General features: G+C 68.6%; 13 protein-coding genes and 2 pseudogenes. 7 read left to right on the top strand and 8 right to left on the bottom strand.

The genetic code is table 11. The features are described 5' to 3' along the window. Positions 1 to 31 precede the first annotated feature (31 nt). Positions 32 to 403 carry a winged helix-turn-helix transcriptional regulator gene (locus AC07FT_RS11990; protein WP_479176056.1) on the bottom strand — a complete coding sequence of 124 codons (372 nt, stop codon included), beginning with the start codon at positions 401 to 403 and terminating at the stop codon, positions 32 to 34. 91 nt (positions 404 to 494) lie between these two features. Between AC07FT_RS11990 and AC07FT_RS11985 the strand changes: the two genes are divergently transcribed. Continuing rightward, entirely contained in the window at positions 495 to 1,334 is an 840-nt protein-coding gene (locus tag AC07FT_RS11985) for an SDR family oxidoreductase (protein ID WP_479176054.1), read from the top strand. Between the two features lie 357 nt (positions 1,335 to 1,691). On the opposite strand, the gene AC07FT_RS11980 is transcribed toward AC07FT_RS11985, so the two are convergent. Further along, positions 1,692 to 2,942 (bottom strand): FAD-dependent monooxygenase, encoded by a 1,251-nt coding sequence (locus AC07FT_RS11980; RefSeq protein ID WP_479176052.1) that lies wholly within the window; start codon positions 2,940 to 2,942, stop codon positions 1,692 to 1,694. 78 nt (positions 2,943 to 3,020) lie between these two features. Between AC07FT_RS11980 and AC07FT_RS11975 the strand changes: the two genes are divergently transcribed. Next, complete coding sequence (locus tag AC07FT_RS11975; RefSeq protein WP_479176218.1) at positions 3,021 to 3,635, top strand: TetR/AcrR family transcriptional regulator C-terminal domain-containing protein; 615 nt, start codon at positions 3,021 to 3,023, stop codon at positions 3,633 to 3,635. 551 nt (positions 3,636 to 4,186) lie between these two features. Here the strand turns inward: AC07FT_RS11975 and AC07FT_RS11970 are convergent. After that, positions 4,187 to 5,123, bottom strand: a pseudogene (locus AC07FT_RS11970) (LysR family transcriptional regulator). A gap of 140 nt (positions 5,124 to 5,263) precedes the next feature. Here AC07FT_RS11970 and AC07FT_RS11965 point away from each other — a divergent pair. Further along, entirely contained in the window at positions 5,264 to 6,508 is a 1,245-nt protein-coding gene (locus tag AC07FT_RS11965; RefSeq protein ID WP_479176050.1) for an MFS transporter, read from the top strand. Between the two features lie 190 nt (positions 6,509 to 6,698). On the opposite strand, the gene AC07FT_RS11960 is transcribed toward AC07FT_RS11965, so the two are convergent. Continuing rightward, the gene (locus tag AC07FT_RS11960; protein ID WP_479176048.1) at positions 6,699 to 7,385 is read right to left on the bottom strand and encodes a methyltransferase domain-containing protein; all 687 of its coding nucleotides are present in this window, start codon (positions 7,383 to 7,385) and stop codon (positions 6,699 to 6,701) included. A 218-nt stretch (positions 7,386 to 7,603) separates the two neighbouring features. On the opposite strand from AC07FT_RS11960, the pseudogene AC07FT_RS11955 reads away from it, so the two are divergent. Continuing rightward, positions 7,604 to 8,215, top strand: a pseudogene (locus tag AC07FT_RS11955) (metallophosphoesterase family protein). A 489-nt stretch (positions 8,216 to 8,704) separates the two neighbouring features. Here the strand turns inward: AC07FT_RS11955 and AC07FT_RS11950 are convergent. The 4 genes from AC07FT_RS11950 to AC07FT_RS11935 form a co-directional block, all read right to left on the bottom strand. Beyond that, complete coding sequence (locus AC07FT_RS11950) at positions 8,705 to 9,193, bottom strand: carboxymuconolactone decarboxylase family protein (protein ID WP_479176046.1); 489 nt, start codon at positions 9,191 to 9,193, stop codon at positions 8,705 to 8,707. 164 nt (positions 9,194 to 9,357) lie between these two features. Then, a complete protein-coding gene (locus tag AC07FT_RS11945; protein ID WP_479176045.1) occupies positions 9,358 to 10,251 on the bottom strand; it encodes a sigma-70 family RNA polymerase sigma factor in 894 nt (297 codons plus the stop codon). Between the two features lie 192 nt (positions 10,252 to 10,443). Next, entirely contained in the window at positions 10,444 to 11,526 is a 1,083-nt protein-coding gene (corA, locus tag AC07FT_RS11940; RefSeq protein ID WP_479176216.1) for a magnesium/cobalt transporter CorA, read from the bottom strand. Between the two features lie 59 nt (positions 11,527 to 11,585). Further along, positions 11,586 to 11,747 carry a hypothetical protein gene (locus tag AC07FT_RS11935; protein WP_479176043.1) on the bottom strand — a complete coding sequence of 54 codons (162 nt, stop codon included), beginning with the start codon at positions 11,745 to 11,747 and terminating at the stop codon, positions 11,586 to 11,588. A 370-nt stretch (positions 11,748 to 12,117) separates the two neighbouring features. On the opposite strand from AC07FT_RS11935, the gene AC07FT_RS11930 reads away from it, so the two are divergent. The 3 genes from AC07FT_RS11930 (at position 12,118) to AC07FT_RS11920 (ending at position 13,668) form a co-directional block, all read left to right on the top strand. Beyond that, positions 12,118 to 12,384: a hypothetical protein gene (locus tag AC07FT_RS11930; RefSeq protein WP_479176041.1), complete on the top strand. Its 267-nt coding sequence runs from the start codon at positions 12,118 to 12,120 to the stop codon at positions 12,382 to 12,384. Then, positions 12,381 to 12,539, top strand: a complete 159-nt coding sequence (locus AC07FT_RS11925; protein ID WP_479176040.1) for a hypothetical protein — start codon at positions 12,381 to 12,383, stop codon at positions 12,537 to 12,539. The genes AC07FT_RS11930 and AC07FT_RS11925 overlap by 4 nt, the downstream gene beginning before the upstream one ends. Before the next feature lie 244 nt (positions 12,540 to 12,783). Further along, positions 12,784 to 13,668: a methyltransferase domain-containing protein gene (locus AC07FT_RS11920; RefSeq protein ID WP_479176039.1), complete on the top strand. Its 885-nt coding sequence runs from the start codon at positions 12,784 to 12,786 to the stop codon at positions 13,666 to 13,668. Positions 13,669 to 13,670 lie beyond the last annotated feature (2 nt).

The raw sequence follows: 13,670 nt of genomic DNA, 5'->3' as shown, positions 1-13,670 counted from the left end.
GGCCCCGGTTCCGAGGGCGGCCGCTACCGCACTATCCCGCGCTGTGCGGCGGTAGCCACTGTGTGATCCGGTTGAACAAGTCCGTCAGCGGCTCGGTGATGTCCTGGCCGAACTCAGACAGCCCGTAGGTGACCTGAGGCGGCGTCGTCGGCTCCACCTCCCGCCGGATCAGGCCGTCCTGGACCAGCGCACGCAGGGTCTGAGCGAGCATCTTCTCGCTGATGCCGTGGATGCTGTTGCGCAGCTCGTAGAACCGAAGGTCGTTGCTCCGCAAGGAGATCAGCACCCAGATACCCCACCTGCTGGTCACGTGGTCGACCATGTCACGTGCGGGGCAGTCGGTGTGAAACACCTCATACCGACTGCCCACTTCGGCCTGTGTACGCTGCGCACCTTCTCTCACGTCTGGAGCTTACCTCTAGGTACGTTCTTACGAAAAGTAAGCCCGGCTCCTAGCGTCAATGCCCTAGTACACGACCGACCAGGAGCTGAACATGATTGTGGTGACCGGGGCCACCGGGAATGTGGGCCGACCTTTGACGCACGCCTTGGCCGAGGCGGGCGAGCAGGTGACGGCGGTCTCGCGGCACGCGGTGGCGCTGCCGGACGGAGTCCGGCATGTGGCGGCCGACCTGGCCGAACCGACAAGTCTCACACCCGCGTTGGACGGGGCAAAGGCACTGTTCCTCCTGCTGTCCGGCGACCTGCACGCCCCCGACGCCAGGCCGGCCGACATCATCAGCCTGGCCGCGGCCAGTGGGGTCCGCCGAGTCGTCCTGCTGTCCTCGCAGGGCGTGGCGACCAGACCGCTCGGCCCGTCGCGGGTCGCGATGCGCGCGGTGGAGGACGCGCTGCGGGAGTCCGGCCTGGCCTGGGCCGTCCTGCGACCGGGCGGCTTCGCCTCCAACGCCTTTGCCTGGGCCGAGTCCGTCCGCACACAAGGGACGGTCGCCGCGCCCTTCGGCGACGTAGGGGTGCCGGTCATCGACCCTGCGGACATCGCCGAGGTCGCGGCGGCCTGCCTGCTGGACGAACGGCACACCGGCGGGGTCTACGAGCTGACCGGGCCAGAGGTCATCACACCGCGTCAGCAAGCGGAGGCAATCGCCGCCGAGCTCGGCTCGCCCGTACGGTTCCACGAACTCACCCGCGACGAGGCCAAGGCCATGATGACCCAGTTCGTGCCGGTGGAACTCGCCGACGACACCCTCGACATCATCTCCGCCCCGAACCCGGCAGAACTGCGGATCAGCCCGGACGTGGAACGAGTCCTCGGCCGCGCCCCGCGCCCCTTCAATGGCTGGGTCACCCGCAACATCGCTGCCTTCCGCTGAGGCACAACTCAACGGAAGAACACCTGGGCGCCTCATGCGGCTGTGGCCGCACGAGGCGCCCACAGCTTCGATCAGATGGGTGAGGAGGACCTGTGCAGGGAGTGCAGCTCCAGGGCCGAGTCGAGGCCGAGGTCGTCGCGGTAGGCGGCGAAGCGGAAGCCCAGGCGCTGGAGTCCGACCCGCGGTCCCCGCTGGGGACGACGACGGGGCCGGGCAGGACTACGGGCAGCCGACCCGGGCGTTGGTCCGGGGCCGCCGTCGCCTTCTCGGCACTCGCCCGGACCTGCCTGTTTCGCCTGGGCGGCCAGCTCTGCATCCTGGTCGTGACGGCCGGATTCCTGCTGCTCCTGCGGCTTTTTACGCGGCGCTGATCGGTGCCGGATCGGCGGGGAGCTGCCAGTCGCCGCCGCGGTCTTCCCTGGAGAAGCGTGCGGTGAGTTCCGGGACGCGGAGGAAGCAGGCAAGTGCGGTGATGACCTGGAAAGCGTCGATCGCGCGCTGAGTCATCGGCATGCCCAGGCTCAGCAGGCGCGGATTGACTTCGCCCTGGATCTCATCGACGAAGGGCCGCAGCGTTCTGTCGTAGTTCGCGAAGGCGGTCAGCAGGTCGCCGGGGTGGCGGTTGATCTCGCCGGCCAAGACGTGGGCGCCGGCCAGGCCGGCGGAGATGCCCATGCCACTGTAGGGGGAGGCGCAGTGCGCGGCGTCGCCGGCCAGGACCACGCGGCCCTTGGACCAGGTGTCGGTGCGCACTTGGGCGATCTCCTGGGAGTAGAAGAACGGGCTGGTCTTCATGCCTTCGATGAAGCGCTCGGTCTGCCAGCCGGCGTCGCGGAACCGGTCGGCCCAGAAGTCCTGCTGGCGCTCGACGGGCGCGCGGTGGATCGCGGAGGCTTCCTCGGATTCCTCCCGCATCACGAAGTACACCTGGGTCTCGGTCGGGTTGTGGCTGCGGCGCATGATCTGGCGGCCTTTCGGGGCCATGTAGGTATCCCGGATGTTGCTGTCGGAGGCGATACGCGGGATGAACCAGTAAGCCATGTGAATGCCGACGCTCCAGTACGGATCGAGGCCCTGTGGCAGGAGCGCCTGCCGGATGCGTGATCCCTGCCCGTCCGCGCCGATCAGAAGGTCGAATGCTTGGGATGAGCCGTCGGAGAGCTGCGCGATGACCTTCTGCTCGTCCTGCTCGAAGCCGTCCACGCTCTTACCGAAGACGTACTCGGTGTCGTTCTTCGTCGCGTCGTGGAGGATGCGCACCAGGTCGCCGCGCATGATCTCGTACTCGGAGGTGAGGGTCTGCCGACCCTTTCCGGACGTATTGGCCATGATCGTCGCCTTGGCCTTGCCGCGAGCGTCCACGAAGGCGACACCCGCCTCGTCCACGAGCGCGTCGCGAACGGCGTCGAGGAGGCCCATCCGGTGGACGGCCTCGATGCCCTGCCCCCGCAGGTCGACCTGAGCGCCGGTGGCCCGCAGCGCCGGGAAGCGTTCAGCGACGGTGACCCGGTGGCCACCCCTGGTGAGCCAGAACGCCAGGGACTGCCCTGCTACCCCGGCGCCGACGACGAGGACCCTTAAGGACCGTGTTCCCGATCGCGTGATCATGACCCCACTCCAAAATCTATCAGTGAATGATTCTTTTCCACCGTCATCTATCACCGATAGATTGTCAACGTGACCAAGATGAACCGCGAGACCGTCATCACCGAGGCGCTCGGTCTGCTCGACGACGTCGGACTGGACGCCGTCAGCACAAGGCGGCTGGCGAAGCGCCTGGGCGTCGAGCAGCCGTCGCTCTACTGGTACTTCCGCACCAAGAAGGACCTCCTGGCCGCCATGGCGGAAGCGGCGATGGCACCCCACGCGGCGCAACCGCTGCCGACGCGCGGCAACGACTGGCGCGACTGGCTACGGGAGAACACGCGCAGCTTCAGGCACACCCTGCTGATGCGCCGGGACGGCGCACGGCTCCACGCCGGCACCACACCCACCAGCGACCTCGACCGGATCCGCCACAAGATGGACTTCCTCATCACCTCCGGTGTGCCCGAGCGTGACGCCCAGATGGCGATGTTGGCCGCCGGCCGCCTCACGGTCGGCAGCGTCCTGGAGGAACAGGCGGAACCGAGCACCGGCACCACCGCACTGCCTGATGTGCCGGCGATCGACCATGAGTCCGCATTCGAGGCGGGCCTCGCCCTCATCCTGGACGGCCTGGAACAACGCACCGCACAGGGGCGCAGGGCGTCCCTGTCGTCAAACGATCATTTGACGACAGACAGCCGACGCGTCCGATGAACCCGTGCCATCAGGGCGGTCGCGGCGGCTCGAATCCCATCAGATCCGATGGTGATTGCTGACAGGGTTTGACGACGGACAGGGTCCGATCCTCCGCACGGAACGGGCTCCTCGGAGGCGAACATGGTCTACAAGCGAGTCTCGACCAACCAGCCGTCGACCGCGACCGCCTCGCGCTGCGCATCCACGACGGCGCGTTCTCCGCGATGGACCTCACCGCCCTCCACCCGCGCACCTGCGAGCTGCTGTCCACCGTGACGTTCATGGTGCAGACCCTCGCCGCCGCCGGCGACCTGCAGCGCGACCTCCAGCGCGAGCTGACCTACAACGGACTGCGTGCCGCCGGGGCCAAGAGCAGCACGAGCGGGCGTCGCCCCGCCGTGGCGGCCCGCGAAGACCGGCGACGTACACACCTCGTACCTGGAAAGCCGCTGCTTCAGCCCTCCCCCGAGGCGATCTCCGAACCGACCAGCCTGCTCGCCCCGGCGACGCCCTCCGGCCCCCCGCTTGCCGCCCGAGCCGGGCAGGCCGGCCGTGCGGGCAAAGGCCGTTCAGCGCGGAATCACCCAGTCCGGTGCCCAGGTTCCGGCGGCGTCTTGGCCGCCCGTCATGGCGGCGAGGTGGGCGCGGAGGGCGGCCAGCGCCGGGTGGGGGTTGTCGCGGTGCCAGAGGAGGGAGTGCGGGTAGACGGGCGTCGGGTCGGTCACCGGGATGCGGCGCAGCCCGTGGCCGGCGGGCCAGACGAGGCGGGTCCGCGCGGTCGTGAAGGTTGCCAGGGCCGGGGTGTCGGCGATGGTGTCGAGGAGTGCGTCGGAGCCGAAGTTGGGGCCGGTCGCCTCGATGGTGAGGCCGAATTCGGCGACGAGGTCGCCGTAGTAGGCGGCCCACTCGGTTCCGGGGGTGATGCCGGGCATCCAGATCCGGTGCCCGGTGAGCTGGGCGACCGTCACCGACCGGGCGCCCGGCCAGCGCGTGGGCGGGGCCGGTGAGGAGCTGGTGCGGCTCGTCGAGCACCCGGACGGACTCGATGTCCTCGGGCAGGGGGTGGCCGGGCATGGCGACGGCGCGGAAGGACGCGTCGATGGCACCGGATCGGATGGCGGCGACGGCCGTCTCGACGTCGAACAGCATCACCACGTCGAGGTCGATCTCGGGGTGCGCCTGGTGGAAACCGCGCATCAGGCCCGACGGCGCGACGCGCGAGGCGATCACGTCGACGCGCAGCGGGCGGCGGCCGGGGCGCACGGACGCGCCCGCACGCTCGGCGACGCGCAGCAGCTCGCGTGCGTGGGGCAGGAACGCCTGACCATCGATGGTGAGCTCAGCGCCGCGTGGGGCACGGGTGAACAATCGCACGCCGAGGGTCCGCTCCAGCGCGGCCATGCGTTTGGAGACGGCCTGCTGGGTGACCGACAGATCGGCGGCGGCCTTCTGGAACTGGCCCGCGTCCGCGACGGCGACGAAGGTACGCACTGCTTCGAGATCCACGCCGACCCACCTTAGTGAACAACTGATGGTTGTGGACTGCTGGCAGATCAGTTGTTTGACCTGCTGCTGCCTTGCCCGCTTACCTCTCATCGGTCAACGTCGGTTTGTTCGGCTGGGACCTCAAGGGGAGTGCGCTGAGCATGGTGGGCAGGAGACGGCTGGGCCGGCAGTTCGGCTGGCTGTGGGCGTCATATGCGGTGAGCGCGTATGGATCCGGGCTGGGGTTCGGGGCGTTGCCGCTGATCGCCGTGGTGGTGTTGGATGCCGGACCCGCTGAGGTGTCCGCGCTGTCCGCGGTGGGGCCTGCGGCGGGTGCGCTGATCGCGGTGCCGCTCGCGCCATGGGTGGAGTTCCGGCGCAAGCGCCCGGTCATGGTCATGATGGATCTTGCCCGGTTCGCGGCCATGGCGACGATCCCGGTCGCCTACGCCTTCGGGCGGCTCAGCTTCCTCCAGTTGCTCGTGGTCTCGGCCGTGGTCGCCGCAGCCAAGATCGCCTTCAACGCGGCCGGCGGCGCCTGCCTCAAGGCCCTCGTGCGACCGGACGACCTGCTCGTCGCCAACGCCCGGTTCGAGTCCACGAACTGGAGCTCCATCGCGGTGGGGCCACCGATGGGCGGGGCGGCGATCGGCCTCTTCGGGCCGGTCACCACCGTGGTGGCCGACGCGCTCAGCTACCTGCTTTCCGCGCTGGGCATCACCGCGATCCGCGGCCAGGAAGAAGCGCCGCGAACGACCGGCCGGAGCCCGGTCCGGGCAGGCGCACTGCTCGACGGCTGGCGACACATCATGAGCCACCCCGGTCTGCGGCCGCTCTGCCTCAACCAGATGCTCGTCGCCGGCCTGATCATGGCCACCGAGCCGCTGCTGGCCGTGCTCCTGCTGCGCCAGCTCGGGTTCCCGCCCTGGCAGTACGGCCTCGCCTTCGCCGCCCCCTGCCTCGGCGGACTCATCGGCTCGCGGCTGGCCCGCCGTGTCGTGGCCCGCTTCGGCCGGCACCGGGTCTTCCGGACCGTCGGCACCCTGCGCGCCATCTGGCTGATCGGCCTGGCCTTCGTACGCCCCGGCGTCGTCGGCCTCGTCACCGTGATGGCCGTCGAGCTGGCGATCATCATCAACATGAGCCTCTACAACCCGGTACTCGCCACCTACCGGCTCGAACACACACCCAGACATCTCGTCGCCCGCACCCTGACGGCCTGGTCGGTCGGCCAGCAGGCGTCCATCGCCATCCTCACCGCACTTGCCGGGCTGCTCGCCGACATCACCAGCCCACGCACCGCTCTCACGGTCGCAGGACTGCTCATCCTGACCACCCCGCTCCTGCTTCCCCCGCGGGACCGAACGTCGCAGCTCGAGCCGGAACTGTCCCGAAGCCACTCATGAGGCACCGCAACTCACCGTCGAAGCCCGGGGACCGCAGGCCGCACACCGCGCTTCTCGTCATGGACCACCGGCCCGCGATCCTGGTCAGGCGCTCCTGGACCTTCTTCGGCCGGCGTGGAAGGGGCTCGCCCGTGCGCGTGGCCGTACAGGGAGATAGGCACGCTCAAGGGCCGGGCCCCCGCAGCAGTCCTCATCGGCTGAGCGCGGCTAGCACGGGGTGGCGTCCTCCGGCTGCTTCCACCCATGGGGTGTGTGTGCCTGTGGCGTCTACGGTCAGGCCGTACCGGCCGACGCCCGGACGGCCGAGGGTGTGCCAGCGATCGTAAGCGGCCGTGATCTCGTCCCATAGCTGTCGCGGGCCGTACTGGGCCACGGCGAACCTGTCGCCGTGGTGGCCGTCATAGTCGACGGTGGCCCAGGACGGGCCCATGCCGTCGGCCACCTCCAGACGCACCGGAGCGTGGTCACCGCTGGTGTCCCAGGCGAGGGAGGCACCGGGGACGGTGAGACCGACGTGGAATTCGGCGTCCAGGTCACCGCCGGCCACTGCCCAGGGGGAGAGCGTGCTGGTGGTGGAGTGCGTGGGATGGTCGGTGGTGGCCGGGCCTGGGGCGTCGTGGATGGCGGGATGCGGGCGGCGCATGGGCATGTAGGACGCGAAGGAGTGGAAGCGGCCCTGTGCGCTGCCGTCCTGGCCTGCGGTCAGGGCCAGCGTGCCGTAGCAGCACCAGGCCGAGTTCCAGGGGGTGACGATGCGTCCGCCCGGCACGGTCTGCGCCATCCAGGCCGGGGGAAGCCGGTCGACGGAGAACGTCGCCAGGATGACGTCATAGGGCGCGTTGTCCGGCCAGCCGTCCGCGGCGTCGCCGCGGATCACCTTCGGCGTGTAGCCCGCCGCCCGGAGGTCCCCCTCCCCCTGTTCGACTCATGGCCCCAGGAGCACACCAGCTCCACGCGCGCTGATTGATCTCGGTGCACGACCCCGACCGCGGTGCCCAAGGTCGCCCCGGCCCGTGAAGCGCTGCGGAAACTCGGCGTCCCCCGTCGAGAAGGGCCGCACTTCCGCCATCCGCCAGCTCGTCCTCCAGGCCCCGCTTGCCAGCCCTGAAGACAGTCCTCGCCGAACCAGATGTCAGCACCGCCGACCGCGAGCTCCTCGAGTACCGCCGGGGGCAACGTGAGACGATCCCCGACCCGATCGCCCCCCTGGGCAGCCGCACAGCTCCGCGAGGACCATCTCGACCTGCTCAGCTCGTTGCCACGGTCACTCACCCTGGCCGTAAGCGGCCTGGGGAACGTGCTGTTCTACACGCCACCCCTCGCGACGACGAAGAGGTCGTCCTTGTCGACTCCCTCCTCGATCGCTGGAGGGAAGTCTTCAGCGGGCTCGCCCACGACATCCGCACCGTGGTCCGCGGCCACACCCACATGCCGTTCGTCCGTCTCGCCCACGGCCGACTTGTCATCAACCCTGGCAGCATCGGCATGCCCTGCGGACGAACCGGAGCGCACTGGGCCCTCCTGGGACCGGGCGTCGAACTCCGCACCACGAACTTCGACAACCAGGCCGCAGCCACCCGGCTCAGTCAGGACTCGTCCTATCCCGAAAACACCGAGTGGACCGACTACTTCCTGCACGCTCGCGCGCCCGACGCCGACGCCCTCACCGCCTTCGCCTCACGAGACGGACGCGACCACACACCGTGACGACCGCTCGCCTTCCACCACAGCGGGCGGCCGAACACCTCCTACACGATCAGCGGCGCCTACCCCCGAACAGAACACTTCCCCGGCTCGAACCCGCGGGGCCACCACCCTGTGTACGACCGATGCGTCCACAGGGCCTGGTGGGACACAGAACGAGCGCCCTCCGAACTGTCACTTGTGCACCTCGAGGTCGGACAGCAGCGGGCCGTAGGTGATCAGGCCACCCCCTCCGGCGACACCGCGAGGTCGGCGGCCTGCTCCGTGCCGAAACGAGCCCTGCCCGGCCCCCGGTCGAGGTGGTAGCAACGGCCCAACCGCATCAGCCTTGTTACGACCGTACCGCTGGAACCAGCAGTACGCCGGGCACAAGCGGGACATACAGGCGGGGGTCCTTCTTCTCCCGCGGCGCGGGGCCGGCCACGAGGCCACGGTCACCGCAGCCTCCGCTCAAAATCGACGACGCGGTTTCCGGGTGGTGTCGGGCCGCGGTCAGTCCCACTGCTCGTCGGCGAGGGAGGCTACCGGTGCGGGCTTGCCGATGACGGCCAGTGCGATGAAGAAGTTGATCTGACCGATGGCGATGGTCAGGGTGGCCAGGGCCTTCTCGTCGTAGTGCTTCGCCACTTCCGCGTACAGGTCGTCGGTTACCCGCTCCTGGCCACGCTGGGCCGGCTGGATGGTGGCTTCCACCAGGGCCAGAGCCGCGCGCTCGGCATCGGTGAAGTACGGGGCGTCCTGCCATGAGGAGACAGCGGTGATGCGCTCCTCGCTCTCCCCGGCCTTGCGCAGGAAACCGGTGTTGAGAATGGTCAGGTAGGTGTTGCCGACAATCTGTCCGGCCCGCAGGTGCACCAGACTCATCGTGGTACGCGGCACCGAGCGGTTCCCCGTGGCCCGGAACAGCGCGGCACTGATGTCGTTCAGCTCAGGAACGAACTCGGCCGGGTTCGGCATCCGGGAGATCGGGGTGCTGGTCATGTCTGGACTCCTTCATATGGGCCTGTTCTGCGTTCTCAAAACACTGACGGAGCAACTCGCCTCGGTGTGACAGGAATCCGGAGAACTTTTTTCCCAGCTGCGCCGCGTCGCCGACGTGTCTGCGACGGGCTGGACTGCCCGCCGCACCAGATGTGTTCGGTGAGTCAGCTGCTCAGGACACTCAGGTCGATCCGTGCAAGACGCTCGGGATCGGTGAGGATGTCGACAGCGGTGATCCGGCCGCCCTGGATCGTGAACGCCATGACCGACATCGCGCAGCCCTCCGCGACCGCGACCACACCGGGTGAGCCGTTGACCAGCACCGCGTGTCCGGCCTCCGCGAACCGGGAGAAGGTGATCGCCTGGGAGGCCACCGCGGACGCGCCGCGACGGAGCAGGCTCGGGCGCAGGGTGCCGCCGTCGGAGCGCGCCACGACTTCCGGGTCGAGGACGGCGAGGAGGGCGTCGAAGTCGCCGCCACGCGCGGCGCCGAGGAAGGCGTCCACGACCTCGCGCCTGCGGGTGAGATCGGTGTCATGAGCGGGCGCGGCCTCATTGACCCGGCGGCGGGCGCGACTGGCGAGTTGCCGGGTGGAGGCGGGCGTGCGGCCGAGAGTGGGAGCGATCTCGTCGAAGGGGACGGCGAACAGGTCGTGCAGCACGAAGGCGAGGCGTTCGGCGGGGGCAAGGGTCTGCAGGACGACCATGAGGGCGATGCCCACCGAGTCGGCCACGAGTATCTCCTGCTCGGGGTCCACGCTGTCCGAGCCGGTGACGACGGGGTCGGGCAGGTGGAACTGACCATCCTGGTCGTACAGCGGCTCCTCACGGCGCGTGGTGCGAGAGCGCAGCATGTCCAGGCACACCCTGCTCACCACGGTGGTCAGCCAGCCGCCCAGGTTCTGCACTCCCGAGACGTCGGAGCGGTCCAGCTTGAACCAGGCTTCCTGGACAGCGTCTTCCGCCTCGTTGAGCGAGCCCAGCATGCGGTAGGCCACCGCGCGCAGATGGGACCGGTGCTCCTCGAAACGCTGGGCCAGAAGATCTCTCTCGCTCACCTGTCACATCCTCGCGGTCTGATCCATCAGTGCAGTGACGGACGCTACCCGCCCAGCGCGAAAAACGCGCAGGCCGCCCGTGTGCGATGTCGTCCACCCGAGCAGTCGGGCACGGCGGGGGCTGGGCAGCGGACAAGGCCGCTGCCCAGCCTGATGGGAGTCCTCCGGGTCGCTTGTGCTTACTCGGGCGGGTCAGAGCCAGCCATTGCGGCGGAAGCCCCGGTGGATGAGGAAGCAGGCGACAGCCATGATCCCCAGGACCATGGGATAGCCGTACGTCCAGCGCAGCTCGGGCATGTGGTCGAAGTTCATGCCGTAGATGCCGCAGACCATGGTGGGAACGGCGATGATCGCCGCCCATGCGGTGATCTTGCGCATGTCCTCGTTCTGGGCGACGGTCACCTGGGCGAGGTGGGCCTGGAGGATGGAGTCGAGCAGCGCGTCGAAGGAGGTGATCTGCTCGGTGATGCGCTCCAAGTGGTCGGCGACGTCACGGAAGTACGCGCTGATGTCGGAGCCGATGAGCGGTATGGGCTGGGTGGCGAGCCGCTTGAGCGGCCGGTCCAGCGGCGCGGCGGCCCGTTTGAGTTCCAGGAGCTCGCGTTTGAGCTGGTAGATGCGACCGGCGTCGCGGTAGCTGGTGTCCTCGGTGAAGACGGCGGACTCCACGGTGTCGATGTCGTGCTGCACGTTGTCGGCAACGGTGAGGTAGTCGTCAACCACATGATCGGCTATGGCGTGCAGCACGGCGGCGGGCCCCTTGGCCAGGTGCTCGGGAGTGGCCTCCAGAGCCTCGCGCACCGGCCCCAGCGAGCCGTGCCGTCCGTGCCTGATGGTGATCACGAAGTGGGGTCCGGTGAAGATCATGATTTCGCCGGTGTCCACCACTTCGCTGGTGGCGGTGAGCTCCGTGTGCTCGACATACCGAACGGTCTTGAAGACAGCGAACAGCGTGTCGTCGTACTGTTCCACTTTGGGCCGCTGGTGTGCCTGGACGGTGTCCTCGACCGCCAGGGGATGCAGGCCGAAGAGTTCGGCGAGTCCGGCGAACTCCTCCTGAGTCGGCTCGTGCAGTCCGATCCAGACGAAGCCATCGTCCGACTTGCAGGCTTGCCGCAGTGCCTCTTCGGCCGGACAGTTGCCGTGCTGACGCACACCATCGCGATAGACCACGCAGTTCACCACCGAACTGCCCAGCGGTGACCGGGCAGGATGGCTGAGGTCGACGGTGCGCCGGTGCACCCGGCGGACCGCTTGACGAAGATTGCTGATCATCGACACGGCGGACTCCTTCGGCGGATCGACGGTCAGTGTGCCATCCCCCGCCACACAGGTCAGCCGCCCCCGGGAGCGGTCCGGCGCAGACCGACGTCGTGCGGCACGCTCCCGGCCCGCTCTCGTGCCCACAATGTCGGCGTGAGCCAGGTCCCGACCAGCACCGCCTCCGGACTCCGGGTCGGCATCACCTCGACGCCCGACCGCACCTGATCCCCCATGGCCGGCACGCCTCCTTCGAGGAGTGCCGCACCCACGCCAGCCCCCTCGTCCTGGACTTCCTCACCGCCGCACACAAACCGTAGGAACCACGCAGCCGATACCCGGACACCCTGCTGTCCACCGGGTACGGAAGCGTGGGACCAGGGGGATGTTCTGGGAGAGGGTTGGTGACATTCTCCGGGTCACGACCGCCCCTCACCCGGGCGAATGACGTCGGGTGTCACCCCTGCGCGCGTTCTTCCAAGATCTTCCGGTGAACGGACGGCACCAGATGATGGGTTCCGCTCAGCCGCGCGCCTCTTCAGCCTCAATGAATCCAGGTCTGCTTCCGGAGGAGGGATCGCCGGAGCCTTCTACAACAACGGGACCATGACCGTGTCGGGTTCCACCGTCAACCGCAACAACCTGACGGCGACGGGGGTCGCCCAGGGCGGAGCCATCTACAACGACACGACCCTGACCCTGAGCAACACCACCGTCAACGGCAACTCCGCCAGTGGCAACGCCACGAGCGACTCCGGTGGCATCTACAACGACGGCACCCTGATCCTGCAAAGGGCAACCGTCAGCGGGAACACCATGACCAACGGCTCCGCGGGGGCATCTACAACCACGGGAGTGGCACGGTCACCGTGACCGGCAGCACCATCAGCGGGAACACCGCCACCACCGCGCCCGGCGGCATCGCCAGTACCAACGCAAACGTCACGCTGAACGGTTCTGTCGTCGCGGGCAACAAGCCCACGAACTGCGCCGGCAGCCCCACACCCATCTCGGGATGCACCGGCTGACCCAGGGTTCACATCCCATCTCCCCACAGGAAACACGGCTCATCGCATGAACCGCACTCGCCGCTGACCCGGATGCCGCGACGGTCAAGACCGGACTCCGAAAAGAGGCGAGTACGCCTGGGTGGGCCCGTCCGGACACTTTGGTTCATGGAAGGGCGCCCCTCACGCGGACGAAGGAGCCGTCCTGGCGACCCGCTGCGGGCGACCTCCCTGGGAGGGAGGCATCGGGCCGAGAGTTGCCACGGTGATCGGTGTGGGAGCCGGCACCGGCTCCTACGAGCCGCCGCAGACACTGCTGGCCGTGGAGCCCAGTGCCACGATGATCGCCCAGCAGCCTGTGGGTTCAGCGCGGGTCGTGCAGGCGTCGGCGGAGTCCCTACCGATCGCGGACGACTCCGCCGACGCGGCCATGGCGGTCCTGACGGTGCACCACTGGACCGATCATGAGGCCGGCATCAGTGAACTGCGACGGATCGCCACGCAGCGCGTTGTCATCTTCACCTGGGATCGGGACGTCAGCCGAAAGCTCTGGCTGCTGGATGAGTACCTGCCCGAGGCGGCCGCGTTCGACGAGGCGCGTGCCGTCGGAATCGGCCGACTGACCGGGCTGTTGGGGAGTGCCCGCATCGAAACTGTTCCGATCCCGCACGACTGCTCCGATGGGTTCGACGCTGCGTACTGGCGACGGCCGGAGGCCTATCTCGATCCGGCAGTGCGGGCGGACATGTCCCACCTTGCCCTGGTCGGGGAAGAGACCCCGCACGCTGGTTTGGCTCGGCTGTCAGACGACCTGGTCTCCGGTCGGTGGAGGGAGCCTCATGCCGCCCTGCTTGATCGAGAGACTTTTGACGTCGGGTATCGGCTTCTCATAGCCAACCTGCAGTCAATCCGCCCCGGGGGATCACCCCAGGCTGGGCAGCGGACCTGTCCGCTGCCCAGCCTCCGCCATGGGATCTGCCTGCCCCGATGGGGGCGGGGGGCTGGAGGCGCAGGGGCAGTGCCCTGGCTGGTCCTCGATGAGGAGGGAAGAGCGGTGGAGCCGATCCGCAGGTTTCTGATCGACTTCGTCGCTCGGGACGACCGGCCGGGCAGCGTCCACAGCTACGCCTTCGATCTGCTGCGTTGGTGACG

The organism is Streptomyces sp. NPDC045899 (assembly GCF_056431485.1).
Note: the sequence above shows the minus strand (reverse complement) of the source record. Positions and strands in the feature narration are given on the sequence as shown.

Excerpts from the sequence above, each read along its gene's own strand:
- AC07FT_RS11935 (WP_479176043.1), bottom strand. The coding sequence starts at position 11,747 with ATGGGGGATCAGGTGCGGTCGGGCGTCGAGGTGATGCCGACCCGGAGT.
- AC07FT_RS11950 (WP_479176046.1), bottom strand. The coding sequence starts at position 9,193 with ATGACCAGCACCCCGATCTCCCGGATGCCGAACCCGGCCGAGTTCGTT.
- corA (WP_479176216.1), bottom strand. The coding sequence starts at position 11,526 with ATGATCAGCAATCTTCGTCAAGCGGTCCGCCGGGTGCACCGGCGCACC.
- AC07FT_RS11965 (WP_479176050.1), top strand. The coding sequence starts at position 5,264 with ATGGTGGGCAGGAGACGGCTGGGCCGGCAGTTCGGCTGGCTGTGGGCG.
- AC07FT_RS11985 (WP_479176054.1), top strand. The coding sequence starts at position 495 with ATGATTGTGGTGACCGGGGCCACCGGGAATGTGGGCCGACCTTTGACG.
- AC07FT_RS11975 (WP_479176218.1), top strand. The coding sequence starts at position 3,021 with ATGAACCGCGAGACCGTCATCACCGAGGCGCTCGGTCTGCTCGACGAC.
- AC07FT_RS11930 (WP_479176041.1), top strand. The coding sequence starts at position 12,118 with ATGACCGTGTCGGGTTCCACCGTCAACCGCAACAACCTGACGGCGACG.
- AC07FT_RS11980 (WP_479176052.1), bottom strand. The coding sequence starts at position 2,942 with ATGATCACGCGATCGGGAACACGGTCCTTAAGGGTCCTCGTCGTCGGC.